21 protein-coding genes and 1 riboswitch are annotated in these 24,397 nt (G+C 71.7%); of the genes, 16 read left to right on the top strand and 5 right to left on the bottom strand.

Annotated features, from left to right (window positions below):
- Nucleotides 1–116: 116 nt before the first annotated feature.
- Together AB0F88_RS36790 and AB0F88_RS36785 are read left to right on the top strand one after the other, a co-directional pair.
- Nucleotides 117–2,087 (top strand): sigma factor, encoded by a 1,971-nt coding sequence (locus AB0F88_RS36790; RefSeq protein WP_362695317.1) that lies wholly within the window; start codon nucleotides 117–119, stop codon nucleotides 2,085–2,087.
- Nucleotides 2,088–2,658: 571 nt separating this feature from the next.
- Nucleotides 2,659–3,945 (top strand): NlpC/P60 family protein, encoded by a 1,287-nt coding sequence (locus AB0F88_RS36785; protein WP_362695315.1) that lies wholly within the window; start codon nucleotides 2,659–2,661, stop codon nucleotides 3,943–3,945.
- 215 nt (nucleotides 3,946–4,160) lie between these two features.
- On the opposite strand, the gene AB0F88_RS36780 is transcribed toward AB0F88_RS36785, so the two are convergent.
- Entirely contained in the window at nucleotides 4,161–4,658 is a 498-nt protein-coding gene (locus AB0F88_RS36780) for an inorganic diphosphatase (RefSeq protein WP_329087576.1), read from the bottom strand.
- Nucleotides 4,659–4,780: 122 nt separating this feature from the next.
- Here AB0F88_RS36780 and dacB point away from each other — a divergent pair, with 122 nt between their 5' ends.
- From dacB to AB0F88_RS36725, 11 genes are all read left to right on the top strand, one after another.
- Nucleotides 4,781–6,157, top strand: coding sequence for a D-alanyl-D-alanine carboxypeptidase/D-alanyl-D-alanine-endopeptidase (gene dacB / locus AB0F88_RS36775; RefSeq protein ID WP_362695313.1), 1,377 nt, complete (start codon nucleotides 4,781–4,783; stop codon nucleotides 6,155–6,157).
- A 51-nt stretch (nucleotides 6,158–6,208) separates the two neighbouring features.
- Nucleotides 6,209–7,303, top strand: coding sequence for a zinc-dependent metalloprotease (locus AB0F88_RS36770; RefSeq protein WP_362695311.1), 1,095 nt, complete (start codon nucleotides 6,209–6,211; stop codon nucleotides 7,301–7,303).
- A 269-nt stretch (nucleotides 7,304–7,572) separates the two neighbouring features.
- Nucleotides 7,573–8,586 (top strand): tRNA lysidine(34) synthetase TilS, encoded by a 1,014-nt coding sequence (tilS, locus tag AB0F88_RS36765; RefSeq protein WP_362695309.1) that lies wholly within the window; start codon nucleotides 7,573–7,575, stop codon nucleotides 8,584–8,586.
- A 12-nt stretch (nucleotides 8,587–8,598) separates the two neighbouring features.
- On the top strand, nucleotides 8,599–9,156 hold the full coding sequence (gene hpt, locus AB0F88_RS36760) for a hypoxanthine phosphoribosyltransferase (RefSeq protein ID WP_362695307.1): 558 nt from the start codon (nucleotides 8,599–8,601) through the stop codon (nucleotides 9,154–9,156).
- Nucleotides 9,157–9,436: 280 nt separating this feature from the next.
- Nucleotides 9,437–11,440, top strand: coding sequence for an ATP-dependent zinc metalloprotease FtsH (gene ftsH / locus AB0F88_RS36755; protein WP_362695305.1), 2,004 nt, complete (start codon nucleotides 9,437–9,439; stop codon nucleotides 11,438–11,440).
- Nucleotides 11,441–11,442: 2 nt separating this feature from the next.
- On the top strand, nucleotides 11,443–12,027 hold the full coding sequence (gene folE, locus AB0F88_RS36750; protein WP_362695303.1) for a GTP cyclohydrolase I FolE: 585 nt from the start codon (nucleotides 11,443–11,445) through the stop codon (nucleotides 12,025–12,027).
- Nucleotides 12,028–12,381: 354 nt separating this feature from the next.
- Complete coding sequence (gene folP / locus AB0F88_RS36745; protein WP_362695301.1) at nucleotides 12,382–13,233, top strand: dihydropteroate synthase; 852 nt, start codon at nucleotides 12,382–12,384, stop codon at nucleotides 13,231–13,233.
- Entirely contained in the window at nucleotides 13,230–13,670 is a 441-nt protein-coding gene (locus tag AB0F88_RS36740) for a nuclear transport factor 2 family protein (protein WP_350972537.1), read from the top strand. Before folP ends, AB0F88_RS36740 begins: the two co-directional genes overlap by 4 nt.
- Before the next feature lie 197 nt (nucleotides 13,671–13,867).
- Nucleotides 13,868–14,257, top strand: coding sequence for a dihydroneopterin aldolase (gene folB / locus AB0F88_RS36735; RefSeq protein ID WP_362695455.1), 390 nt, complete (start codon nucleotides 13,868–13,870; stop codon nucleotides 14,255–14,257).
- Nucleotides 14,254–14,751: a 2-amino-4-hydroxy-6-hydroxymethyldihydropteridine diphosphokinase gene (gene folK, locus AB0F88_RS36730; protein ID WP_362695299.1), complete on the top strand. Its 498-nt coding sequence runs from the start codon at nucleotides 14,254–14,256 to the stop codon at nucleotides 14,749–14,751. The genes folB and folK overlap by 4 nt, the downstream gene beginning before the upstream one ends.
- On the top strand, nucleotides 14,748–15,200 hold the full coding sequence (locus AB0F88_RS36725; RefSeq protein WP_362695298.1) for a DUF3180 domain-containing protein: 453 nt from the start codon (nucleotides 14,748–14,750) through the stop codon (nucleotides 15,198–15,200). Before folK ends, AB0F88_RS36725 begins: the two co-directional genes overlap by 4 nt.
- 76 nt (nucleotides 15,201–15,276) lie before the next feature.
- Here AB0F88_RS36725 and AB0F88_RS36720 read toward each other — a convergent pair whose 3' ends face one another.
- The 3 genes from AB0F88_RS36720 to AB0F88_RS36710 form a co-directional block, all read right to left on the bottom strand.
- Nucleotides 15,277–16,389, bottom strand: coding sequence for an acyltransferase (locus tag AB0F88_RS36720; protein ID WP_362695297.1), 1,113 nt, complete (start codon nucleotides 16,387–16,389; stop codon nucleotides 15,277–15,279).
- Between the two features lie 234 nt (nucleotides 16,390–16,623).
- Nucleotides 16,624–17,808 carry an NADH-quinone oxidoreductase subunit D gene (locus tag AB0F88_RS36715; protein ID WP_362695295.1) on the bottom strand — a complete coding sequence of 395 codons (1,185 nt, stop codon included), beginning with the start codon at nucleotides 17,806–17,808 and terminating at the stop codon, nucleotides 16,624–16,626.
- A gap of 17 nt (nucleotides 17,809–17,825) precedes the next feature.
- Nucleotides 17,826–19,172, bottom strand: a complete 1,347-nt coding sequence (locus AB0F88_RS36710) for an aminotransferase class V-fold PLP-dependent enzyme (protein ID WP_362695293.1) — start codon at nucleotides 19,170–19,172, stop codon at nucleotides 17,826–17,828.
- 52 nt (nucleotides 19,173–19,224) lie between these two features.
- A riboswitch (SAM riboswitch) is annotated at nucleotides 19,225–19,340 on the bottom strand.
- A 231-nt stretch (nucleotides 19,341–19,571) separates the two neighbouring features.
- Between AB0F88_RS36710 and AB0F88_RS36705 the strand changes: the two genes are divergently transcribed.
- Nucleotides 19,572–20,435 carry a TerC family protein gene (locus tag AB0F88_RS36705; RefSeq protein WP_362695291.1) on the top strand — a complete coding sequence of 288 codons (864 nt, stop codon included), beginning with the start codon at nucleotides 19,572–19,574 and terminating at the stop codon, nucleotides 20,433–20,435.
- 21 nt (nucleotides 20,436–20,456) lie between these two features.
- Nucleotides 20,457–21,656: a cytochrome P450 gene (locus AB0F88_RS36700; protein WP_362695289.1), complete on the top strand. Its 1,200-nt coding sequence runs from the start codon at nucleotides 20,457–20,459 to the stop codon at nucleotides 21,654–21,656.
- A gap of 289 nt (nucleotides 21,657–21,945) precedes the next feature.
- Here the strand turns inward: AB0F88_RS36700 and AB0F88_RS36695 are convergent, their stop codons facing one another.
- Nucleotides 21,946–22,911 carry an SAM-dependent methyltransferase gene (locus AB0F88_RS36695; protein ID WP_362695286.1) on the bottom strand — a complete coding sequence of 322 codons (966 nt, stop codon included), beginning with the start codon at nucleotides 22,909–22,911 and terminating at the stop codon, nucleotides 21,946–21,948.
- 331 nt (nucleotides 22,912–23,242) lie between these two features.
- Here AB0F88_RS36695 and AB0F88_RS36690 point away from each other — a divergent pair, with 331 nt between their 5' ends.
- Nucleotides 23,243–24,133: a DUF2520 domain-containing protein gene (locus tag AB0F88_RS36690; protein ID WP_362695283.1), complete on the top strand. Its 891-nt coding sequence runs from the start codon at nucleotides 23,243–23,245 to the stop codon at nucleotides 24,131–24,133.
- Nucleotides 24,134–24,397 lie beyond the last annotated feature (264 nt).

The following is a 24,397-nucleotide window of genomic DNA, read 5'->3' as shown; positions in this document are numbered from 1 at the left end:
TATGATTGCTATTAGTGGCGAGTTTTTACTCGGCTCGTTGACGCGACGAAGACAGTCGGAGTCACCGTTGGCGAATCGCTGGAATTTCCGGTTACCCGGCGTTTACCTTCGATTACATGACTGACAGTGTCCTGGTCGCGGCGTTGTGCGCGAGGAGCCCCGGAGCCCTCGCCGATCTCTACGACTCATACGCGGAAAGCGTCTACCGATACTGCCGCTCAATGCTCGCCACTTCCGACGCCGCGGAGTCGGCGCTCCTCGGCACCTTCATCGCCGCCGAGGCCCATATTCACGCGCTCGCCGACTCCCGTCGGCTGGAGGCGTGGCTGTACGCACTCGCTCGGGGGGAGTGCGTACGGCGTCATCTCGCCGAGGGGCGCGACTCGCTGGTCCCCGCCCCGGTGTTCGCCGCCGGAGGCGACGCGGACCTGCGGGTGATGGCGTGGAACGCCACCCGGAGCCTGTCGGCCGGTGACCGTGAGGTCCTCGACCTGAGCTGCCGGCACGGTTTCGGGCCCATGGACCTCGCCGCGGTCCTGGGCGTCACCCCCAAGGTCGCCGGTGCGCTGTACGAGTCGGCGAGGGAGCGCCTGCGCGACGTCGTCACCGCGGAGGTCCTCGTCCGCAAGGGGCCCTACGACTGCGCGAGCCGGGCCCGCATGCTCACCGGCTTCACCGGTGAGCTCACGCCGGAGGCGCGCGAGCGGGTCATCCGCCACGTGAACCGCTGCGACACCTGCGCCCCGCACCGGGTCAGGCAGGTCTCCGCGGCCAAGGTCTTCGACCTGCTCCCCCTGGTCGCGCTCCCGCCCACGCTTCGCGCGTGGGTGATGAGCCACTTCACCGACCCCGAGAGGGTCCCCTACCGGCGCGACGTCGCCCGCCTGGCCGGCCCCCTCGACGGTGCCGGGTTCCCCGCGGGCAGGGGGCGCGGGAGTCGCCGGCCCTACGCGCTGGCCGGCGCGGCGGCCGCGGTCGCCGCGGTGGCGGCGCTGGCCCTGGTGCTCGCCCAGTCCGTGGTCGACCCGGGAGGCCCGGGTTCCGGCGTCGCCTCGGGCACGTTCCCGGCGGTGGCGGAGCCGGACGCCCGGATGCCGGGGGAGTCCCGGCGGGGCGGCACGTCCGCGCCGCTGGAACCCGTCGGGGAGGGGACGGCCATCGAGCGGATCGGTTCGCTCGGGATGACGGAGCCGGTCAGTGCCACCGGACCGGTCTTCGGGCACGACGAGCCGGGGGCGCCGGACCCGGCCGGTCCTCGGACGGAGACCTCGCCACGGCGGCCGGGTGACGGCTCGTCCGGCGACGGAGCGGCCGATCCCGCCCGAGAGGGACCTTCGGCCGACGGGCCGGCCGACCGGCCGGCCGCTCCGGCGGAGAACCCGGCCCCGCCCCTGTCGCCCCTGTCGCCCCTGTCGCCCGTGCCGCCCGTGCCGCCCGTGTCACCCGTGCCGCCGGGAGCTTCCGGGATCGGCGCGCCGGACAGGCACCCCCCGTCCCGCCACCACCACGGACACTCCTCCCGCCGTTGCGGGATCACCCACCGTCCGGCGGACCCGGCGCTCCCACGGGCGAATCCGGGCTCCCCGCAGGCGAATCCGAGGCCCCCGAGAGGGGAGCACAGGCCTCCGCACGCGGTCCCCCGGCCGCCGCGGGCCGATGCGGAGCCGCCGCGGGCGAACCCGCGGCCGTCGCACGCCGATCCGCGACGCCCGCGGACGAACCCCGGCCACCCGAGGTCCGGTCCGCGGCAGGTCCCGGACGACTCCCGACCGGCTCCCGCCGGTCCGGGGCGGACCTCGGGCGGCGCGGGCCGCGGGGGGAGCCCGGGCGGCCAGGGCCCGGAACGGATCTCGAACGGCTCGGGTCACGGGCGGACCCCGGACGGCGCGGGCCGTGGGCGGACCTCGGACGGTGCGGGCCGCGGGCGGACCCCGGACGGTGCGGGCCAGGGGGGGTCGTCAGGCGGTCCAGGCCGGGAGCGGTCCTCGGAGGGTTCCCCGTCGGCCTCCACCGGCACGACTCCCGCCACGCCACCCTCTCGGCCGGAGTCTCCCTCTCCCTCCGGGACGGCTGCCATACCGGCTTGATCGATCCGACCGGCTTCACCGGTCTGCCGCCTCCCCGTTCTCCTGCCGCCTGCCGTCCCCGTTCCCCGGTCCGCGTCTCCCTGTTCCCCGGTCCCGGCCTCCCTGCTCTCCTGCTACTTGCCTTTCCCGTTCCCCGGCCCGCGTCTCCTCCGAGCTCCGAACTCCCAGCTCCGAACTCCCAGCTCCGGACACCCAACTCCGGACACCCAGCTCCGAACTCCCAGCTCCGAACTCCCAGCTCCGGACTTCCAACTCCGTTCTCCGGCCCTGCTCTCGGCCCGCTCCGGCCTCCACCGGGCGGGCCGTACGGACGTCCGGGGAGAAAACCGCCGCGCGCCCGCCGTACAGGAGATCGGGTGTGAGATACGGGGGCCGGGGCCCCCGCCGACGGGGGTATTGTGGCGGGCGGTGACTACGGGGCGTGAGTGGTATGTGTGCGGAGAGTGACGAGCGGGAATGTTGAGATAGGCCGCCGCCTGGCATGCGGCGACGCGCCGCGTCGTGCGGCGGGACCGCGACACGCGGTGAGATCGCGACACGCGGTATTCAAAGGGACTCCGGGGGGAGACGCATGCATTCAGTCAGACGGCGCCGTCATGCCGCCGCGGTGGCGGGCCTCGCCTGTTGCCTGATCGCCGGGCCGGGGCTCCCCGCCGGCGCTGTTCCTGGCCGGCCGGGGCCGGGCGACGCCGCGCCGGGCGGTGTGTCGGGCCCGTCGGCCGACGAGGTGGCCGAAGCGCGGGCGCTGGCCCGCGAGCGCGGTGAGAGGCTCGGCTCGACCACGGTCCTGGTCGCCGAGGCGCAGGCCAGGCTGGAGGAGCTGGTCGCCGAGGCGGAGCGGCTCGTCGAGTCGTACAACGGGGAGCTGGTCAAGACGGCCCGCGTCAAGAAGCTCGCCGAGGAGGCGGCCGAGCGGGCCAGGACGGCGGGCTCCGAGGTCGGGGAGGCCCGGGAGGCGGTGGCCGCGATCACCACCCAGAACTACGGCGGGCTGGACATCGCCCAGCCCATGATGGCCATGATGACCGACAGCGGCGGCCCCACGGACGACGGCTACCTGCGCAGGGCGAGCATCCTGGCCCACATGGGCGGAGGGCAGGCGGAGACGCTCAAGCAGCTACGCGAGGCCCAGGAGGTCTTCGCCATCCTCCAGGCACAGGCGGACGACGCCTACGCCGTGCAACGGGAGGCGCAGGCGAGGGCCGAGGAGGCGAAGCTCGCTGCAGAGGAGTCCGTCGCCAGGCAGGTCGACGAGACCCGGCGGATCAAGGAGGAGCAGGCGCGGCTGGAGAAACTGGCCGAAGAGGCGCGTGGCGCCGCCGACCTCCTCGCCAGGAAACGTGAGGCGGCCCTGGAGCAGGCCAGGATCGCGAGGGAGAACGCCGAGCGCGCTCGGTATCAGGCGGCCGCCGTGCGCCGCGAGACGGCGCGGATGGCGGTGGCCTCGGGAAAGCCCGCGTCACGCTGGGCGCTCAACGTGACGGCCGGTTCCGCCAGGGGTGACATCGCCGCCGACTGGGCGCTCACCCAGCTCGACAAGCCGTACGTGTGGGCGGCCGACGGGCCGGCCGCCTACGACTGCTCGGGGCTGACCATGCGGGCCTGGGAGCGGGTCGGGGTCCTCCTGGACCACTGGACCGGCACCCAGTGGACCGCGGGCCCGCACGTGCGGCTCAGCGAGCTCCAGCGAGGCGACCTGCTCTTCTACGGGCAGATCAGCCAGAACCCCGGCGACATCCACCATGTGGGGATCTACATCGGCCGGGGGCTGATGGTGCACGCCCCGCAGACGGGGGACGTGGTCAGGGTCGCGCCGATGTGGCGCAGCGACCTCGTCGGCGCGACCCGTCCCGCGTGACGACCGGCCGAAGGCCGACCGCCCGGCGAGCATCGGCCGACGAACATCGGCCGACGACCGACCGCCCGACGAACGACCGGCCAAAGGCCGATTGTCCGACGAACGACCGGTCGAAAACCGATTCTCCGATGAACGACCGGTCAAAGGCCGACCGTCCGTTAGACGACCGGCCAAGGGGAGACCGGCCAAAGACCGGGTAATAATCCGGTCGAGAATCAGTGCTTTCCGTGGACCTCGTCCTTGGCGCGCTTGATGGAGCGGACGATCTCCTCTTCGGCCTCCACCCTGCCGACCCAGTTGGCGCCCTCGACCGACTTGCCGGGCTCCAGGTCCTTGTAGACCTCGAAGAAGTGCTGGATCTCCAGGCGGTCGAACTCCGGCACGTGGTGGATGTCGCGGATGTGTTCCATCCGGGGATCGGTGGCGGGGACGCACAGGACCTTGTCGTCGCCGCCCTTCTCGTCGGTCATGCGGAACATGCCGACCGCCCGGCACTTGATCAGACAGCCGGGGAAGGTCGGCTCCTGGAGCAGCACCAGGGCGTCGAGTGGATCACCGTCCTCGCCGAGCGTGTCTTCGATGAAGCCGTAGTCGGCGGGGTACTGCGTGGAGGTGAAGAGCATGCGGTCGAGCCTGATGCGGCCTGACTCGTGGTCCACCTCGTACTTGTTCCGTTGCCCCTTGGGAATCTCAACGAGAACGTCGAACTCCACCGCGGTTCCTCCACTCAGGCCCCCGGGCACCCCCGGTTGGGCGTTAATGTCTCGTAGGCGATTTATGCCTTTTGGATACCGATGATGAGAGGACGGCGACGATAATGCGGCGTGAGCGGTGGGTGGCCTTGGTCACTCTCGTCCTGCTGCAGATCTTCGTCGTCGCGGCCGGGGCACACCTGCTCACCAGCGATGTGCTGGTCGAAGGTGAGCCCGAGACGATCGTCGCGTCGGCCGAGCCGCCCCCCGTCCCGGTCATCACCGCGGGTCCGGTGCTGGCCGCGGGGGGGAACGGCCCTCTCCCCGCCAAGGGTACTTTGGCGGAGCGGCTGACCGAGGCGTTGGGTGACCCCGCCCTGGGGAGAAGTGTCGGCGCCGCGGTCCTCGACGCGGAGACGGGCGCCCTGCTGTTCGGCAGCGGCGCGGCCACGGGAATCACCCCCGCCTCCACCACCAAGGTCGTCACCGCGGTCGCCTCGATGGCCTCGCTGGGCCCCGACACCAGGCTGAGCACTCGCGTGGTGCGGGGCTCCTCGCCCGGCTCGATCATCCTCGTCGGCGGCGGCGACCCCACCCTGGCGAGTCCCAGGACGGCGGGGAGCGCGGGAAACACGGTCTATCCCCGGCCCGCCTCGCTCGCCACCCTCGCCTCGCGTACCGCCAGGGCGCTCAAGGGGGCCGGCGTGTCCAAGGTGACGGTGGCCTACGACGACTCCCTCTACACCGGGTCGCGTACCGCGGCGACCTGGAAGCCCGGTTACGTCCCCGAGGGCAGCGTCGCCCCCGTCACGGCGCTCATGATCGACGAGGGCAGGGTCTCGCGCGGGAGTGACCAGCGGGTCTCCGACCCCTCCCGCACGGCGCACGCCGCGTTCGTGTCGCTGCTGTCGAAGTACGGGGTCACGGTCTCCAAGTCCGCCAGGCGGTCCAAGGCCCCGGCCGGTGCGCAGGAACTCGCCAGGGTCGACTCCGCGCCGGTCTACGCCCTGGTCGAGCGGGCCCTCACGCTCAGCGACAACGACCTGTCGGAGGCGCTGGCCAGGCACGTGGCGATCAAGGAGGGGGAGCCGGCCTCCTTCGAGGGCGGAGCCGCGGCCGTCGGCAAGGTGCTGACCCGGCTCGGCGCGGCGAAGGGCGTGCGGGTGTTCGACGGCAGCGGGCTGTCGCCGAAGAACCGCATCGCCCCCGAGGCGCTCGCCCGCCTGGTCGCGGCGGCGGCCTCCCCGGCCAATCCCGGCCTGCACCCGATCATCAGCGGCATGCCGGTCGCCGGCTTCAGCGGCACCCTCGGGCATCGGTTCGACAAGCTCCACTCCGCCTACGGGCTGATCCGCGCCAAGACGGGCACCCTCGACGGGGTCAACACCCTGGCGGGCATGACCACCACGCGGGGCGGACGCATGGTGACCTTCGCCTTCATGGCGGACAGGGTCCCGCCGGGCTGGGGCAAGGCCGAGGCGGCCCTCGACAGGCTCGCCGCCGCGGTCGCCGCCAGTTGATCACGGGCTCCGGGTGCGCGAGTCGACGGGAGAGCACGTACGGTGGACGGTATGCAGGTGATCGACTGGGATCTTGCCGTAGCGACCGGAACGCGCCTGGTGCGCCCCGGGCCGCAAGTCAGCCGAGAGGAGGCCCGGCAGGCCGTCGCCGATTTACGGCGGCTCTCGCGCGAGGCCGAGGGGCACGTCCGCGAGTTCACCCGAATCGACACCGAGACCGCGCCGCAACCCGCGACCATCGTCGACAGGCCCGGCTGGATCAAGGCCAACGTCGACGGCTTCCGGGTGGTGCTGGAGCCGCTCACCGAGCGGATGGCCGCCAGGGGGAACCAGACACCGGCGATCGTGAGCGCGGTGGGCTCGCGCGTCACCGGGGTCGAGGTGGGCGCGGTGCTGGCCTTCCTCGCCTCCCGCGTCCTGGGGCAGTACGAGCTGTTCCTGCCGCCCGACCCGACCGGCCAGGCGCCCACGGGACGTCTCACCCTGGTCGCGCCCAACATCGTCAACGCCGAGCAGGAACTCAACGTCAACCCGCGTGACTTCCGCCTCTGGGTCTGCCTGCACGAGGAGACCCACCGGGTGCAGTTCACCGGAGTCCCCTGGCTGCGCGAGTACGTCAGCACGCAGACGACCGACTTCCTGCTCGCCTCCGACATCGACCTGCCCGCGCTGCTGGAGCGGCTCCGCTCGGCCGCCGGCACGTTCACGGACGTCGTCAGGGGCGGGGAGGGCAACCTGATCGACGCGATCCAGACGCCCGAGCAGAAGGTGATCCTCGACCGGCTCACCGCGGTGATGACCCTGGTCGAGGGGCACGGCGACTACGTCATGGACGCGGTGGGCCCCTCGGTGGTCCCCTCGGTCGCCGACATCCGCGCCAAGTTCCACCACCGCCGCGAGGGCGGCTCCCGGCTCGACCGCATGATCCGCAGGCTGCTCGGCCTCGACCTCAAGATGAAGCAGTACGCCGAGGGATCGGCCTTCGTCCGCACGGTCGTCGGGCAGGTGGGCATCGACGGCTTCAACAAGGTCTGGGCCTCGCCGGAGACGCTCCCCACCCAGGCGGAGATCGCCAAGCCGGAGCGCTGGATCGCCAGGGTGATCGGCACCCCGGCCATCCCCGAGGCCAGCGGCACCGTCGGCTGACCGGTCCGGCCGGGCGACCCGATTCGACCGGGCCGCCCGGCCTGCCGCACCGGCCACGCCCGCCTCTTGACCCCGCGGGCCGCGCCGGCCGCTCCCGCTCCGATCGACCCCGTCGGCCGCGCCCGCCCCGTCGATCTCGCCGACCCCCTCAACCCTGCCGCCCCCCAACCCTGCCGCCCCCGTCGGCCGCGCCCGCCCCCGTCGATCCCGCCGGTCACGAGCGGGGTGGTCGTGTCGCCGTCCCGTCCGAGGCCGGGACAATGGCGGGCATGGGTCCGCATCCCGCCGTCGCCGACATCCGGCGCGCCGTACGGCTCGCACTGGGTGATTTGGAGCCGGGAACTCTGGTGCTGGCCGCGTGCAGCGGCGGCGCCGACTCCCTGGCCCTGGCCGCCGCGCTGGGCTTCACGGCGCCCCGCGCCGGGCTCCGCGCCGGCCTGCTCAGCGTCGACCACGGCCTGCAGGAGGGTTCGGACGACCGCGCGGGCGACGTCGTGCGGCTCGCGCCCGGCCTGGGGCTGGACCTCGCCGAGGCGCTGCCCGTCTCCGTCGGCACCTCGGGGGGGCCGGAGGCGGCGGCCAGGCAGGCCAGGTACGCCGCTCTGGCCGAGGCGGCGGAGCGCCTCGGGGCGGCGGCCGTGCTGCTCGGGCACACCAGGGACGACCAGGCGGAGACCGTGCTGCTCGGGCTGGCCAGGGGGAGCGGCACCCGGTCGCTGGCCGGGATGCCCGCGAGGGCCGGGATCTACCGGCGGCCGCTGCTGGAGCTCGGCCGGGCGACGACCGTGGCGGCCTGCGCGGCGCTCGGCCTGACCCCGTGGGACGACCCGCACAACCTCGACCCCCGCTACACCCGGGTCCGGGTCCGCGAGCGGCTGCTGCCCGCCCTGGAGGACGAGCTCGGCCCCGGCGTCGCCGAGGCGCTCGCCAGGACCGCGTCCCTGTGCCGCGACGACGCCGACGCGCTGGACGCCTGGGCAGGGGAGGTCTACGCCCGCGTCGCCGTACGAGATTGCGCTCTTAGCGATATCGGCACGGTGACGTTGGCCGTACGGGACCTGGAGAAGCTCCCGGCCGCCGTGCGGCGGAGGGTGTTGCGCAGGGCCGCGATCGACGCGGGAGCGCCGCCGGGCACGCTGGCGGCCTCGCACGTCCTGCAGGTCGACCGTCTGGTCACGGCGTGGCGGGGGCAGCGGCGCGTAGAGGTGCCCGGGGGGGTGGGCGCGGTTCGGCGGTATGACACCCTGATACTCGCCAGACAGCCAGCCAGCCCCGTTTCGTAAGGAAAATCCCAGGTGGACGCAGCCGATATGGGCCGGGACCTCTCGAAGGTCCTCATTCCCGAGGAAGAGCTCCAGGCCAAGATCAAGGAGCTCGCGAGCCGGATCGACGAGGACTACGCGGGCAAGGACCTGCTGATCGTGGGCGTGCTCAAGGGCGCGGTCATGGTGATGGCGGACCTGGCGAGGGCCCTGCACCTGCCCGTGCAGATGGACTGGATGGCCGTCTCCTCCTACGGGGCGGGCACCAGGTCGTCGGGCGTCGTGCGCGTGCTCAAGGACCTCGACACCGACATCGCCGGACGCCACGTTCTGGTCGTCGAGGACATCATCGACTCCGGCCTGACCCTGTCGTGGCTGGTCCACAACCTGAAGTCGCGCAATCCCGCCTCGGTGGAGATCTGCGCCGCGCTGCGCAAGCCGGACGCGGTCAAGGTGCCCATCGACGTGAAGTACATCGGTTTCGACATCCCCAACGAGTTCGTGATCGGTTACGGCCTCGACTACGCCGAGCGCTACCGGAACCTTCCCTTCATCGGAACTCTCGCCCCTCACGTATACGGAGCGGGCTGAAAAGTACGCCCTGCGCGAAGTGAGCCATCCACAAACGCGACATTGCCCATAGCGGCGGGGAACACGGACCTACCTGACGTACGTTGGTAGGGCAAAGCCGGTCTGTCCGCGCGGTGACCCCGCGCGTCATGCCGGTGTACCTTCGGACAACCGAAGAGGTGGCCTCCCGCCGTCTCTGGGTAGTCAGTTGGAGCGGTTAGGGATACCGCGAACCCCGGGTTCGCCCGGGGTTGCCAGGCTCTGGTCAGGAAGGGACGGGCCCGCCGGGGTTCCGCATCGGATGGATCTCAAGCGATTTACACGTGGGCCACTGCTGTGGATCCTGGGCATCGTCGTTCTGCTTCTTCTCGTCACCACCATGTGGGGCGGTGAGGGCAACTTCGAGAGACGCGACACCTCCCAGATCATCAGCTGGATCGACGAGGGCAAGGTCTCCAACGCCAAGATCATCGACAAGGACCAGCGCATCGAGGTCACTCTGACCGACAAGAAGCGCTACTACTCCTCGTGGGTGACGGGCCAGGGTGTGCAGCTCGCCGACAGGCTCCAGACGGCCGAGGACGCCAACAAGCTGCCCGGCGGATACAACGTCGACGTGCCCAAGGAGAACTTCCTTCTCGGGCTCCTGGTGAGCTTCCTGCCGATCGTTCTCATCGTGCTGTTCTTCCTGTTCATCATGAACCAGATGCAGGGCGGCGGCTCCCGGGTGATGAACTTCGGCAAGTCGAAGGCGAAACTCATCACCAAGGACACCCCGAAGACCACCTTCGCCGACGTCGCGGGTGCCGACGAGGCCATCGAGGAGCTCCAGGAGATCAAGGAGTTCCTGCAGGCCCCGGCGAAGTTCCAGGCGATCGGCGCCAAGATCCCCAAGGGCGTCCTGCTCTACGGCCCGCCCGGAACCGGCAAGACCCTGCTCGCCAGGGCCGTCGCCGGTGAGGCCGGGGTGCCGTTCTACTCCATCTCCGGCTCCGACTTCGTGGAGATGTTCGTCGGCGTCGGCGCCTCCCGGGTCCGCGACCTGTTCGAGCAGGCCAAGGCGAACGCTCCGGCGATCATCTTCATCGACGAGATCGACGCGGTGGGCCGCCACCGCGGCGCCGGTCTCGGCGGCGGCCACGACGAGCGCGAGCAGACGCTGAACCAGCTCCTCGTCGAGATGGACGGCTTCGACGTCAAGGGCGGCGTGATCCTGATCGCCGCGACCAACCGGCCCGACATCCTCGACCCGGCGCTGCTGCGTCCCGGTCGTTTCGACCGCCAGGTCACCGTCGACCGCCCCGACCTCGAGGGCCGCAAGGGCATCCTCAAGGTGCACGGCCGCGGCAAGCCCTTCGCCGAGGGCGTCGACCTCGACATCATCGCCCGCCGGACGCCCGGTTTCACCGGTGCCGACCTGGCCAACGTGATCAACGAGGCCGCGCTGCTCACCGCGCGGGCCGACGAGAAGCTGATCACGATGGAGCTGCTCGAGGAGTCCATCGACCGCGTGATGGCCGGCCCCGAGCGCAAGTCCCGCGTCATGTCGGACCAGGAAAAGAAGATCATCGCGTACCACGAGGGCGGGCACGCCCTGGTCGCGCACGCGCTGCCCAACTCCGACCCGGTCCACAAGATCACGATCCTGTCCCGCGGACGCGCCCTCGGTTACACGATGACGCTGCCGATGGAGGACAAGTTCCTCGCGACCCGCTCGGAGATGCTGGACCAGCTCGCGATGCTCCTCGGCGGCCGTACGGCGGAGGAACTCGTCTTCCACGAGCCCACCACCGGCGCCTCCAACGACATCGAGAAGGCCACCTCCATCGCCCGCCGCATGGTCACCGAGTACGGCATGAGCGAGCAGCTCGGCGCCCGCAAGTTCGGCAGCGGCAACGGCGAGGTCTTCCTCGGCCGCGAGATGGGCCACGAGCGCGACTACTCCGAGAAGATCGCCTCCACGATCGACGAGGAGGTCCGCCGTCTCATCGAGTCCGGCCACGACCAGGCCTGGGAGATCCTCGTCGAATATCGCGACGTGCTCGACAACCTGGTGCTGGAGCTGATGGAGAAGGAGACCCTCTCCCGCGACCAGGTGCTGCAGATCTTCGCCCCGGTCGTCGTCAAGGAGAAGCGGCCCTCCTACTCCGGCTACGGCAAGCGGCTGCCCTCCAACCGCCCGCCGATCCTGTCCCGCAAGGAGCAGTCCGGCAACGGCTCGCTCCCCGCGGGCGAGGCCGGTGGCAACGGCGCCCTTCCGGCGGGGACGGGCCACCCCGACGTCTCGCCCAAGGACGTGAACTGAGCGTGGGTGGTGCCAAGCCGCTCCAGGTCGACGCGGCCCGGCTGGAAGGTGCGGTCCGGGAGATCCTCATCGCCATCGGTGAGGATCCCGACCGCGACGGGCTCCGCGACACCCCCGCCCGCGTCGCCCGCGCCTACGCGGAGCAGTTCGCCGGGCTGGGGCAGACCCCGGAGGACGTCCTGACCACGGTCTTCGACGTCGACCACGACGAGATGGTGCTCGTGCGCGACATCGAGGTCTACTCGACCTGCGAGCACCACCTCGTGCCGTTCCACGGCGTGGCCCACGTCGGCTACATCCCGAACGCGAAGGGGCAGGTCACCGGCCTGTCCAAGCTCGCCCGCCTCGTCGACGTGTACGCCAGGCGCCCCCAGGTGCAGGAGAGGATGACCTCCCAGATCGCCGACGCGCTCATGAACGTGCTGGAGCCGCGGGGGGTCATCGTCGTGATCGAGTGCGAGCACCTCTGCATGACCATGCGGGGGGTCCGTAAGCCAGGGGCCAAGACGATCACTTCGGCCGTGCGCGGGGACTTCCGCAACAGTGACAAGACCCGCGCCGAGGCGATGGCCCTCATCATCCGCTGATCGCCGTCCCGCGCTTTCGAGAGCCCGTACGGACGCCGACCCCGCCCGGACCGCCGATCGGCGGACCGGGCGGGGTTTCCGCCCCCAAGCCGACCTTGGCCGGGCTAATATCGCCACACCCGGCAGGGCAGGGCGCCCCGATCGGGTTCTCTCCGATTCTCGGATCGAGACGGCCACGCCCGAGGGTCTCGCGGAGCCGCCGGCTCCGAGTGGAGGAGAACGCATGCCAGCCAGACGTTCCGGGCGGGACACCGGCCGAGGGCCGTCCGCCCTGTGACGGGTGTGCGGATTCGTTATGGCGCAAGCCGGACCCACGAGACGGGCGTACAGGGCGCAACGCCTAGGCTTGTCGCCATGACTACGTGGAGTGTGCCCGGGCTGCCGGACGCGGGCCGGTGCCTCGTGATGGGCGTGGTCAACGTGACTCCCGACTCCTTCTCCGACGGCGGCAGGTGGTTCGACCCGGCGGTGGCCGTGCGTCACGGCCTGGAGCTGGTCGAGCAGGGCGCCGACATCGTCGACGTCGGCGGCGAGTCCACCAGGCCCGGCGCCGCGCGGGTGCCGCTGGAGGAGGAGCTGGCCAGGGTCGAGCCGGTCATCCGGGGGCTGAGCCGCGAGGGCGTCACCGTCAGCGTCGACACCATGCGGGCCGAGGTCGCCCAGATGGCCGTGCGGGCCGGGGCGAAACTGGTCAACGACGTCAGCGGAGGGCTGGCCGACCCGGCGATGCCGAGGGTCGTGGCCGCCTCAGGCGTGCCGTACGTGGTGATGCACTGGCGGGGGCACAGCCACGCCATGGATCGCAGGGCCGTGTACGGCGACGTGGTGACCGAGGTGCGCGAGGAGCTCGCCAAGCGGATCGCCTCGGTGCTGGCCGAGGGGGTGGCGGAGGAGCAGATCGTGCTCGACCCGGGGCTGGGCTTCTCCAAGAACCCCGAACACAACTGGGCGCTGATCGCGGGCATCGACAGGCTCGGAGAGCTGGGTTACCCGCTGCTCGTCGGCGCCTCGCGGAAACGCTTCCTGGGTCGCCTCCTGGCCGACCCGGAGGGCGTGCCGCGCCCTTTCAGTCGTAGTGACGATGCCACGCTCGCCGTGACCGCGCTCGCCGCGCAGGCGGGGGCCTGGTGTGTGCGCGTGCACGACGTCCGTCCGAACGCGGACGCCGTCCGTGTGGCTGCCGCAGTTCAGGGAGCGAGATCATGAGCGTCGACACCACCGCCGTCGAGACGGTCAACCAGGCGTTCTACACCGCCATCGAGGACGCCGACCTCGACCGGATGACCGAGATCTGGGCCGAGGACATCGAGGGCGAGCAGGTGAGCTGCGTCCATCCGGGCTGGCCGATCGTGAACGGCCGGCAGGAGGTGCTGCGCTCGTGGGCGCTCATCATGGCCAACACGCCCTACATCCAGTTCGTGCTGACCGACGTCCGCGTCATGGTCCTGGGCGACGTCGCCATCCTCACCTGTGAGGAGAACATCCTCACCGCGGGCGACGAAGGTGATTCCAGCTTCGCGGCGGGCAAGGTGGTCGCGAGCAACACCTTCGTGCGGACGTCGGCGGGGTGGCGGCTCTGGCTGCACCACGGCTCACCCGTGCTGCAGGGAGACGACGAGGACGAGGAAGAGGAAGCCGCGTGAGCGAGCGCACCGGTGAACGGTCCGGCGGGGGTGGCGGTCACCCGGTGGCCGAGGGGCGGCCCCTGCGGATCGACGACGGCGTCGACGACCTGATCGGGGATCCGGCCGACGAGCCGGCCGGCGGTCCGATCGGCGGCCTGCCGCTGGATCCGCTGGAGAACCTGGCCCTGGACTCGTCCGGGGCCGTGGCGTACGGCCTGCCCTTCGGCGAGTCCGGCAGGACGGCCGGTGACCGGATCAGCCTCAGAGGGCTGCGGGTGCGCGGGCGGCACGGCGTGCTGGCGGCGGAGCGGGAGCTCGGCCAGGAGTTCGTCGTCGACGTCACCCTGTTCCTCGACACGGCGCCGGCGGCGGCCGGTGACGACCTCACCAGGACCGTCCACTACGGCGAGCTCGCCGAGGACCTGGCGAGGGTCGTGGGAGGCGAGCCGGTCGACCTGATCGAGACCCTCGCCCAGCGCCTGGCCGACGTCTGCCTGGCCCGCGAGCTCGTCCAGGCGGCGGAGGTGAGCGTGCACAAGCCCGCCGCGCCGATCCCGCTGCCGTTCGACGACGTGATCGTGACGATCACCCGGGGCCGGGCATGAGGGTGGTCCTGGCGCTCGGCAGCAATCTGGGCGACCGGTTCGGCACCCTGCGAGGCGCGCTCGGCGCCCTCTTCGAGAAGCCGGAGCTCACGTTCGTCGCGGTGTCGCCGGTCTACGAGACCGACCCGGTCGGCGGTCCGGAACAGGGCGCCTATCTCAACGCGGTGGTGATCGCCGAGAGCGCGCTGGAACCCCGGGCGCTCCTCGATCGTGCTCAAGGTGTGGAGAACGCCTTCGGCAGGGTCCGGGTGGAGCGCTGGGGAGCGCGCACCCTGGACGTCGACCTGATCACCGTGGGGGACGTCGTCATGGACGACCCCGACCTCACCCTGCCGCACCCCAGGGCGCACGAGCGCGCGTTCGTGCTGGTCCCCTGGGTGCGGGCCGATCCCGGCGCCGTCCTCTCCGGGCGCCGGGTGGCCGACCTGCTGGCCGGTCTCGACCAGGGCTATGTACGGCCGCGCCCCGACCTGACCCTCCAGAGGCCCGTGTGAAGCCCACCCGCCCCGGTGTCCTCATCGGGATCTTCATCGTGTTCGCGATCCTCACCTGGGCGCTCCTCAGGCCCCTCTACTCGGATCTGCCGACCGTGCCGTGGACGGCGATCCCGACGGTGCTGCTGCTGGCGATCGGCGAGTTCTACAGCGGGTGGATGACGAAGGCCAGGATCGAGCGCAAGCCCGACACCAAGCCCGTCGAGCCCCTGGCCGTGGCCCGCCTGGCCGCTCTGGCCAAGGCCTCCGCGTACGGCGGGGCGATCTTCGGCGGGATCTTCGCCGGGTTCACCCTCTACACGGTGGAGCTGCTGGAACAGGAGGTCCCCCGCCGCGACTTCTTCATCACCGGCGGGTCGATGCTGGTGTGCGTGCTCCTGATCTGCTCGGCCCTGTACCTGGAGCACTGCTGCAAGGTGCCCAAGGACTCCGCGGACGACGACCGCTGAGGCTCCGGTGCCGGCGGCCCCACCTGGCCGTCCGCCGGCCCGGGCGCGACGCCGGTCCCGTCCCCGCGGGGCCACGCTAGCGTCGTCGTCTCGCCGTCCACTTGCGTCCGAAGAGCATGATGACCGGGAGCGTGCAGACCAGCGCCCCGGCGACGGCCAGGGGGCGCTCCAGCCACCAGAACAGGTCCGGCCGCACCCCGACGCCGGGCCCGCCGCCCACCAGCCACCAGGTCAGCGCCACCCAGATCGCCATGCCGGTCGTGTGGAACAGGAACAGCGGGAGCGCGAACCGGTTGACCGTCTCGTTCACGCGCTGCCACCTGGGACGTTCGAGCAGGCGTTCCATGGACGGCCTCAGCACCTCCACCAGGCCGATCTGGAAGATCAGGAGTGCCACGATGACGAAGGTGGGCGGCGCCATGTTGGAGAGCTTGTCGCCGGGAACGCCCACCATCGAACCCGGGTAGATGCCCGAGTAGACAAGGCCGAAGAGGGCGAACAGCCCGGTCCACAGGATGGCGACGTCGAAGCGGCGGGGAAGCTTCACCACCCTGTCGTAGAAGAAACCCGCCTGGTGGGCCAGTCCCCAAACGATGATCATGTTGAGCCAGCCCGCGGCCTCGTACCCGTAGCGCAGCCGTAGCACGTCGACGACGAGCGCCGCCCCCGCCAGCCAGATCAGGGCCAGCACGTCGTAGTGCCGGTGCAGCCAGAGCGAGATCGGGAGCAGGGCGATCAGCACGAGGTAGACGCCGATGAACCAGAGCGGGCTGATGACGAGCAGGACTACGCGGTCCATCCACTCGACCCCGAACGCCCACGCCACGAGCGCGCCGAACACGATCCAGGTTCCGGCCAGTGCCAGCGCGGGGATCGCGAGGCTCCGGATGCGCCGCCACACGAAGGTGCCGATGCCGACCCCGCGCTCGCAGGCCCGGTTCCACGACAGCAGGTGGACGTGTCCGCCCACGTAGAAGAAGAGCGGCAGCACCTGCAGCAGCCATGTCAGGATCCACAGGCCCGAGGTGAAGCCCAGCGGGCTCGTCGGCGAGGGGCCGTCGGGGCCCCACTGCAGGATCGTGAAGGCCCAGTGCCACACGACCACGACGATCAGGCTGAACGCGCGCAGCCAGTCGACGTACCGGTCCCGCCGTGGCCCGCCCCCGGCCGGAGGGACCTCTGGCGGCACGGGCCCCGAGGTCGCGGTGGTCGCGGTGGCGGGAGTTCCGGCGGTTCCGGTCGCGGCGGGTCCGGGGGCTCCCGGAACGGGAGTGGCGGGGGGTGCGGGAAGCGCGGAGGGGGCGGGGGGTGCCGGGGGTGCGGGGGACGCCGGGGGTGTGGGGAGCGTCGAGGGGGCGGGGGGAGCCGCCCTCTCCTGATCCTCACCGGGTTCGATCATGCGGTTCCAACCGTGCCTTACTCGTCACTTGTCGATGTCGCCGACGACGAAGAACATCGAGCCCAGAATGGCGACCATGTCCGCGACCAGGTAGCCGGGAAGCATCTCGCGCAGCACCTGGACGTTGTTGAAGGAGGCCGAGCGGAGCTTCATCCGCCACGGCGTCTTCTCCCCGCGCGAGACCAGGTAGTAGCCGTTCAGGCCGAGCGGGCTCTCCGTCCAGGCGTAGGTGTGGCCCTCGGGGACCTTCAGCACCTTGGGCAGGCGCTGGTTGACCGGCCCCGGGGGCAGGTCGAGGAGCCGCTCCACGCAGGCGTCGGCCAGGTCGAGGGAGACCTTCACCTGTTCCAGCAGCACCTCGAAGCGGGCGTGGCAGTCTCCCGCCGACCGGGTGACGACCTTCACCGGCAGCTCGCCGTAGGCGAGGTACGGCTCGTCCCTGCGCAGGTCGACGTCGACGCCGGAGGCGCGGGCGATGGGGCCGCTCACGCCGTACTGCATGATCGTCTCGCGGTCGAGGACGCCCACCCCGCGCGTGCGGGCGAGGAAGATCTCGTTCCCGGCGATCAGGTTCTCGATGTCGGGCAGCCGTCGCCGCACGTCGGCCACGGCCTGGGCGACCCGGCCCGTCCACCCTGAAGGGATCTCCTCCTTCAGGCCGCCGACCCGGTTGAACATGTAGTGCATGCGCCCGCCGGAGATCTCCTCCATCACGGCCTGGAGGGTCTCGCGCTCCCGGAACGCGTAGAAGACCGGGGTGATCGCGCCGAGCTCCAGCGGGTAGGAGCCGAGGAACATCAGGTGGCTGAGCACCCGGTTGAGCTCGGCCATCAGCGTGCGCGTCCAGACCGCCCTGACCGGCACCTCCATGCCGAGCATCCGCTCCACCGCGAGCACGACGCCCAGCTCGTTGGCGAACGCCGACAGCCAGTCGTGCCGGTTGGCCAGCACGATGATCTGCCGGTAGTCGCGCACCTCGAAGAGCTTCTCCGCGCCCCGGTGCATGTAGCCCACGATCGGCTCGGCCGAGCTGATCCGTTCCCCGTCCAGGGTGAGCCGCAGCCGCAGCACGCCGTGCGTGGACGGGTGCTGCGGCCCGATGTTGAGGATCATGTCCTCGGTCGCGAGCTCCTTGCCGTGCGCCCCCCGCACGGCCTCGGCCCCGGCTCCCAGCCCCACGTTCAGCTCACGGGGCGCGCCTTCAGTCATAGGGCCATGCTGTCACGTCAGCCGCGCGAGGCAAGATCCCGCAGGGCGTCGATCAACCGGTCGACGTGCTCGGAGGTGGTACCGATGCCGATGGAGGCGCGGACGGCGGAGGCGGTGACGTCGTCGCAGCCGCCGTCCTTGGCCCCCAGCAGGTGCCGTACGAAGGGGTGGGCGCAGAACTTGCCGTCGCGGACGCCGATGCCGTAGTCGCCGGACAGGGCCTCGGCGACCTCGCGGGCGGTGAAGCCGTCCACCACGAAGGAGACGATGCCGACGCGCGGGTGGTCCGGGCCCCACAGGGACAGCTCGTGCACGCCGGGGACGGAGGCGAGGCCCGCGCGCAGGCGCCCGAGGAGGCGCTCCTCCTCGCGGACCAGCGGGGTCCAGCCGGTGGCGGTCAGGGCGTCGCAGGCCGCGGCCAGCGCGACGGCGCCCAGCACGTTCGGGGTTCCCGCCTCGTGCCGGGCCTCGGGGTCGTCGTGCCACTCGGTGCCGTCGTCGTTCACGGCCTTCACCGCGCCGCCGCCCCGCAGGTACGGCTCGGCCTCGGCCAGCCAGTCGGAACGGCCGATCAGCGCGCCGGTGCCGAACGGCGCGTAGAGCTTGTGGCCGGAGAAGACCACGTAGTCCAGGTCGAGCGCCGTCAGGTTGAGGCTGCGGTGCGGGACGAGCTGCGCGGCGTCGACGAGGACGCGGGCCCCGTGGCGGTGGGCGATGTGGGCCAGCGCGGCGATCGGCCAGAGCTCCCCGGTGACGTTGGAGGCGGCGGTCACGACCAGCAGCTTGGGGCCGTCGATCGAGGCGAGGGCGTCGTCGGCAGCGCGGACGGCCTCGCCGGGGAAGGCGGGGGCCGCCAGCCGCACGACCCGCTCCCAGGGCAGCAGCGAGGCGTGGTGTTCGGTGTCGAAGACCACGGCGGTGGTGCCCTCGGGCAGGCTGCGGGCCAGCAGGTTGGTCGCGTCCGTGGTGTTGCGAGTGAAGATCACCGAGTCGTCGGAACGGGCGCCGACGAAGGCGCGCACCGTGTGCCTGGCCTGCTCGTAGCGGGCCGTGGTCAGCTGGGACGCGTACCCGGCGCCGCGGTGGACGCTGGAGTAGGCCGGGAGCGCGGCGGCGACGGCGGCGCTCACCGGCTCCAGACAGGGGGCGCTCGCGGCGTAGTCGAGGTTGGCGTAGCGGACGAGCCTGCCGCCCCTGACCGGGACCTCCAGGTCCGAGCCGAGCACGGCCGGGATCGGGCGGTCACCGGACACGCCGGATACGCCGGACACGCCGGATACACGGCTCTCGGGGACGGTCACCGGAGCGACGGCGGCGCTCTCTGCGGTGCTCTCGGGGGTGCTGAGGATCGTCAGGGTGGACATGCCAGGGCTCCTTCGAGGTCATCGGACCCCAACCCATGACACAGGTGCCTGGAGCCCGCGCTTGCCCGGCACACCTCGTGCCGGACCAGGTCCTCACCCGGGGCACCCCGCCGCGGACGCGAGGGTTGCCGGCCAGCGAGCCGGGGCTTGTCACTGGCACTCATGACCTACGGGGGAACTATAACCGACACCCCGCGGTGCCCCGCAAGTCCGAAACGTGATCAACCCGATATCGGGGCAGGAGCGAGCGCCGCCGGGACCGCCCGGCGAATTTGCCAGCGAAGCGTGATCAGAGGGAAGGAACTCAGGGCCTCTCCCGGTCGTCCTGGGAGTCAACCGAAGAAGCGTTCGGGCAGCCAGCCGACGGTGTGCGGGCGTCGGCCGACGAAGGAGAAAGCAATGGACTGGGTGACCAGCCCGGAGATATGGATAGGGTTCTTCACCCTTGTCGCCCTGGAGATCGTCCTGGGAATCGACAACATCATCTTCATCTCGATCCTGGTGGGCAAGCTCCCGCCCGAGCAGCGCGACAAGGCCCGCAAGCTCGGCCTCGCCGTCGCCCTGATCAGCCGCCTCCTGCTGCTGCTGGCGCTGTCGTGGGTGGTGAGGCTCACCGAACCGATGTTCGAGGTCTTCGGCCAGGGGATATCGGGGCGCGACCTGATCCTGATACTCGGCGGCCTGTTCCTGCTGGGCAAGAGTGTCCACGAGATGCACGGCAGCCTGGAGGGCGACTCCGGCCACTCCGAGGGCAGGGTCGCCTCGTCCTTCACCTCGGTGATCATCCAGATCATGATCCTCGACGTCGTCTTCTCGCTCGACTCGGTGATCACCGCGGTCGGCATGGTCGACGAGCTGGGCGTCATGATCGCGGCCGTCATTGTCTCGGTCATCGTGATGCTGGTCGCCTCCGGGCCGATCAGCCGCTTCGTGGACCGGCACCCGAGCATCAAGATGCTCGCCCTGTCCTTCCTGGTGCTGATCGGCGTCGTGCTCATCGCCGAGGGGTTCGAGCAGCACATCTCCAAGGGCTACATCTACTTCGCGATGGCGTTCTCGCTGCTGGTGGAGCTGCTGAACATCCGGATGCGCGGCAAGGCGAGGCGGAAGCCGGTCGAGCTGCGTTCCCGCTACGAGACCGAGGGAGCCGAGGGCGCCGAGGGCGGGACCGGCCCGGAGACGCCGGTGGTTCAGGGGGCTCCGGCGGGCCGGGCGGACGAGCCGGTCGAGAGGGGGAAGCCGGACGAGCGGGCCGGATCCTGAACCGGGGATTACGATGCTTACGTGCGCTTTGATCCCTGGAATCCGGAATTCGTCGCCCACCCCTATGACGTCTACGACGAGCTGAGGCGGGAGCGGCCGGTCAGCTTCTTCGAACCGACCGGCCAGTGGCTGGTGGCCAGGCACGCCGACGTCAACGCGCTGCTGCGGGACCGCAGGCTCGGCCGCTCCTACCTGCACGTGGCCTCGCACCAGGAGTTCGGCAGGCCGGACGACCCCGAGTTCCAGGACCCGTTCTGGCGGGTGATCAGGGCGGGAATGCTCGATGTCGAGCCGCCGGTGCACACCAGGCTCCGGCGGCTGGTGTCGAAGGCGTTCACCCCCCGCATGGTCGAGGCGCTCCGCCCCAAGGTCGCCCGCATGGCCGGGGAACTGGTGGACGCCTTCGTCGAGCGCGGCGGCGGAGACCTGATCGCCGAGGTCGCCGAGCCGCTCCCGGTCACCGTGATCGCCGAGATGCTCGGCGTCCCCGAGGCCGACCGGCACCTGCTGCGGCCCTGGTCGGCCGACATCTGCGGCATGTACGAGCTCCAGCCGTCGGTCGAGGCCCAGCACACGGCCGTACGGGCGGCCGAGGAGTTCTCCGCCTACCTCGTCGAGTTGGCCCGCGCCCGCAGGGCCGACCCCGGCGACGACCTGATCAGCGCGCTCGCCCTGGTGGCCGACGAGGGTGACAGGCTCACCGAGGAGGAGCTGGTCGGCACCTGCGTGCTGCTGCTCAACGCCGGGCACGAGGCCACCGTCAACGTCACCGGCAACGGCTGGTGGTCGCTGTTCCGCAACCCGGCCGAGCTGGACCGGCTCCGCGCCGACCACGCCCTGCTGCCCACGGCGGTCGAGGAGCTGATGCGCTGGGACACCCCGCTGCAGATGTTCGAGCGCTGGGTGCTGGAGGACATCTCGGTGGGCGGGGTCGACATCCCGCGCGGCACCGAGGTGGCGCTGCTGTTCGGCTCGGCCAACCGCGATCCCGAGGTCTTCGCCGACCCCGCCCGCCTGGACGTGGGCCGGGCCGACAACCCGCACATCTCCTTCGGCGCCGGGATCCACTTCTGCCTCGGGGCACCGCTGGCCAGGGTCGAGCTGATCGAGTCCTTCGGCGCCCTGCTGCGCAAGGCCCCGAAGATGGAACTCGCCGCCGAGCCCGCCTGGGGGCCGGGCTACGTCATCCGGGGTCTCACCTCCCTCGACGTGCGGGTCTGAACCGGCCTCGAACGAATCGGCCGAATCGGCCGAAGCGGCCGAAGAAGCGGTCGAAACGGCCGAAGCGGACGGGTCGCGAGTGTGCCCGGCCCGTGCCGCCCGTCGACGAGGGCACGGCGGCCGGGCGGCGCCCCGCCGGCCTCGCCACCCGTGCCGCCCGGGCCGCGGACCCTGCCCACCCGCGCCGCCCGGGCCGCGGACCTCGCCACCCGCGCCGCCCGGGCCGCGGACCCCGCCTGCCCCGCCGCCCGGACCGCGGACCCCGCCGGAACGACACCGGTTCGGCGGGTCAGAGACGGCTCTGCGACAGCCAGCCGAACCCGCCGAGGCCGCTCGCGGCGATGAGCTCCGCCTCCTCCGAGGCCCTCGCGAGGGCCTGCAGGTAACCGCGCGGGTCGTTCCTGGCCTGCTCGACCGGCGGGCGGCCTCCGGTGATCCCGAGGGCGCGCAACGCCTCACGCTGCGTGGTCAGCGCCGTCGTGACGGCTCCGGCGCTCTCGCCGGCGGCCGCGCAGGCGTCGAGCGCCACGTGGGCGGTGATGTCGCACGAGCCGTCGGGCACGGGCGCGACCATCGCCCCGTCCCGGTAGCCGGCCAGCGTGCCGTACGGCGGCCGGTCGTCCAGGGCGTGGGAGTAGTCGATCGCGACCGCCCGGCCGCGCGCCAGCCGTACGATCACCGACGCCCAGGCCCTGTCGCGCGGCCTGCCGATCTCGGCCCGCTCACCGATGGCCCGCATCGGCCACCATCGGTCCAGCCAGGCGAGATCCGCCTCGGAGGGCCTGCCACCGAGGCGCTCCTCACCGTCGGTGACGTTGACCATGACCAGCCGGGGCCCGTCCGCCGTCTGCTCCGCGATGTCGACCGGCACGTTGTCGAGCCACTCGTTGGCGATCACCAGCCCGCGGATCCCGTCCGGCGCGGCCCTCGACCAGACGATCTCCCCGGGCAGCGACGGCGGCCGGGGCGCCAGGTCGACCGCGGTCACGCGCAGTCTCGGCCGGAGCGCGGGCGGCGCCGCGGCGAGCACACCCGCCGCCAGCTCGCCCTCACCGGCGCCGATGTCGACCAGGTCGAGCAGGTCGGGGCCGCCGAGCGCCTCGTCGATCGCGGCCAGCTCGCGCAGCACGGCCTCGGCGAAGACGGGGGAGGCGCCGACCGAGGTCCGGAAATGGCTGGAGGGGCGCTCCCGGATGTAGAAGCCGCTTTCGCCGTAGAGCGCATGCTCCATCGCGGCACGCCAGGTGAGCCACACGCTCTCAGACGCTACCCGCCGGGGCGGGGGAACGAGATCGACTCGCGCTGACGCTTCGAGTGAATGCATGACTACATTCTGTCACCGGTTTGCGCGATCGTTGTCGACGTCGTGTCGGCGCGGCGCCGGCTGGATCGCCGCGTGAGCCGGGCCTGCGGGCTCTCCGGCGGGCCCGGTACGCTCCCGGTTCGCCCGGCCGGGACCCCTCGGGGAGAGCCTCGCCTCCGCTACCGACCGCTACGAACCCGCGTCTTGCCACGGTTGGGACGGCATGGCCCGTTACGCTGGTCAATCGGGCACGGAGCCCCACATGGTCGAAGGACGGGACGTCATGGACGCAGTCGATCGCCCGGCACGGCTGGCCGTCGGAGTGGTTGGAGCGGGCAGGGTCGGTTCGGCGCTCGGCGCCGCGCTCGTCAGGGCGGGGCACCGGGTGGTCGCGGCGAGCGGGGTCTCCGACGCCTCCAGGGAGCGGGCGGTCGAGCGGCTCGGGCTCGTCCCCACCCGGCCGGAGGACGTGGTGGCCGGGGCGGACCTCGTCCTGCTGACGGTCCCCGACGACGTGCTGCCCGGCCTGGTCTCCGGTCTGGTCGAGACCGGCACCGATCTGCGCGGCAAGCTGGTGGCCCACACCAGCGGCGCGTACGGCCTGGCCGTGCTGAACCCGGCGATCAAGGCGGGGGCGCTGCCGCTGGCGCTGCATCCCGTGATGACCTTCACCGGCCGCGACGACGACCTGCGCCGCCTCACCGGGATCTCGTACGGGGTGACCGCTCCCGACCCGCTCCGCCCGGTGGCCGAGGCCCTCGTCATCGAGATGGAGGGCGAGCCGGTCTGGATCGCCGACGAGGACCGGCCGCTCTACCACGCGGCCCTGGCCCAGGCGGCCAACCACATGGTGACGCTCATCGCGGAGTCCTCGGAGCTGCTGGAGAAGATCGGTGTGGAGCAGCCGGGCCGGATGCTCGGCCCGCTGCTCGGCGCGGCCCTGGAGAACGTGCTGAGGCTCGGCATCGCCGGGCTCACCGGCCCGGTGGTGCGCGGCGACGCCGGGACCGTCCGCAGGCACGTGGACGCGCTGATCCTCGCCGCCCCCGAGGCGGCGGACGCCTACGTGGCGCTCGCCAGGCTCACCGCCGACCGGGCGCTGGCGGCCGGGCTGCTCAAGCCCGAGGCCGCCGAGCGCCTCCTGGACGCCCTGGGCGGCAACATATGGACCTGAGGGGCCCGAAGGCGTGCGGAGATCGCCCTGGGAGGCGATGTACGGCCTGAGGGGATCCGGGGGCGTACGAGATCGTCCTGGGGGGCGGAGTACGGCCCCGGGGCTCCCGTGCCGACCCGGTGCCCGCCCCGGCGACCCGATCCGGTTAGCTGATCCGGTGAGCCGAATCCGCCCGGCGAAGGGAACCGGCGGATTCCGACGACCGTCATTCCTCTCCGGCCCGGGAGCCGGAGCACCCCCGGGAGGTTCCAGTGATCGTGGCGG

The organism is Streptosporangium sp. NPDC023963 (assembly GCF_040639135.1).
GTDB lineage: Bacteria > Actinomycetota > Actinomycetes > Streptosporangiales > Streptosporangiaceae > Streptosporangium.
The sequence above is the reverse complement of the archived record's forward strand: the minus strand, read 5'-3'. Positions and strand labels throughout refer to the sequence as shown.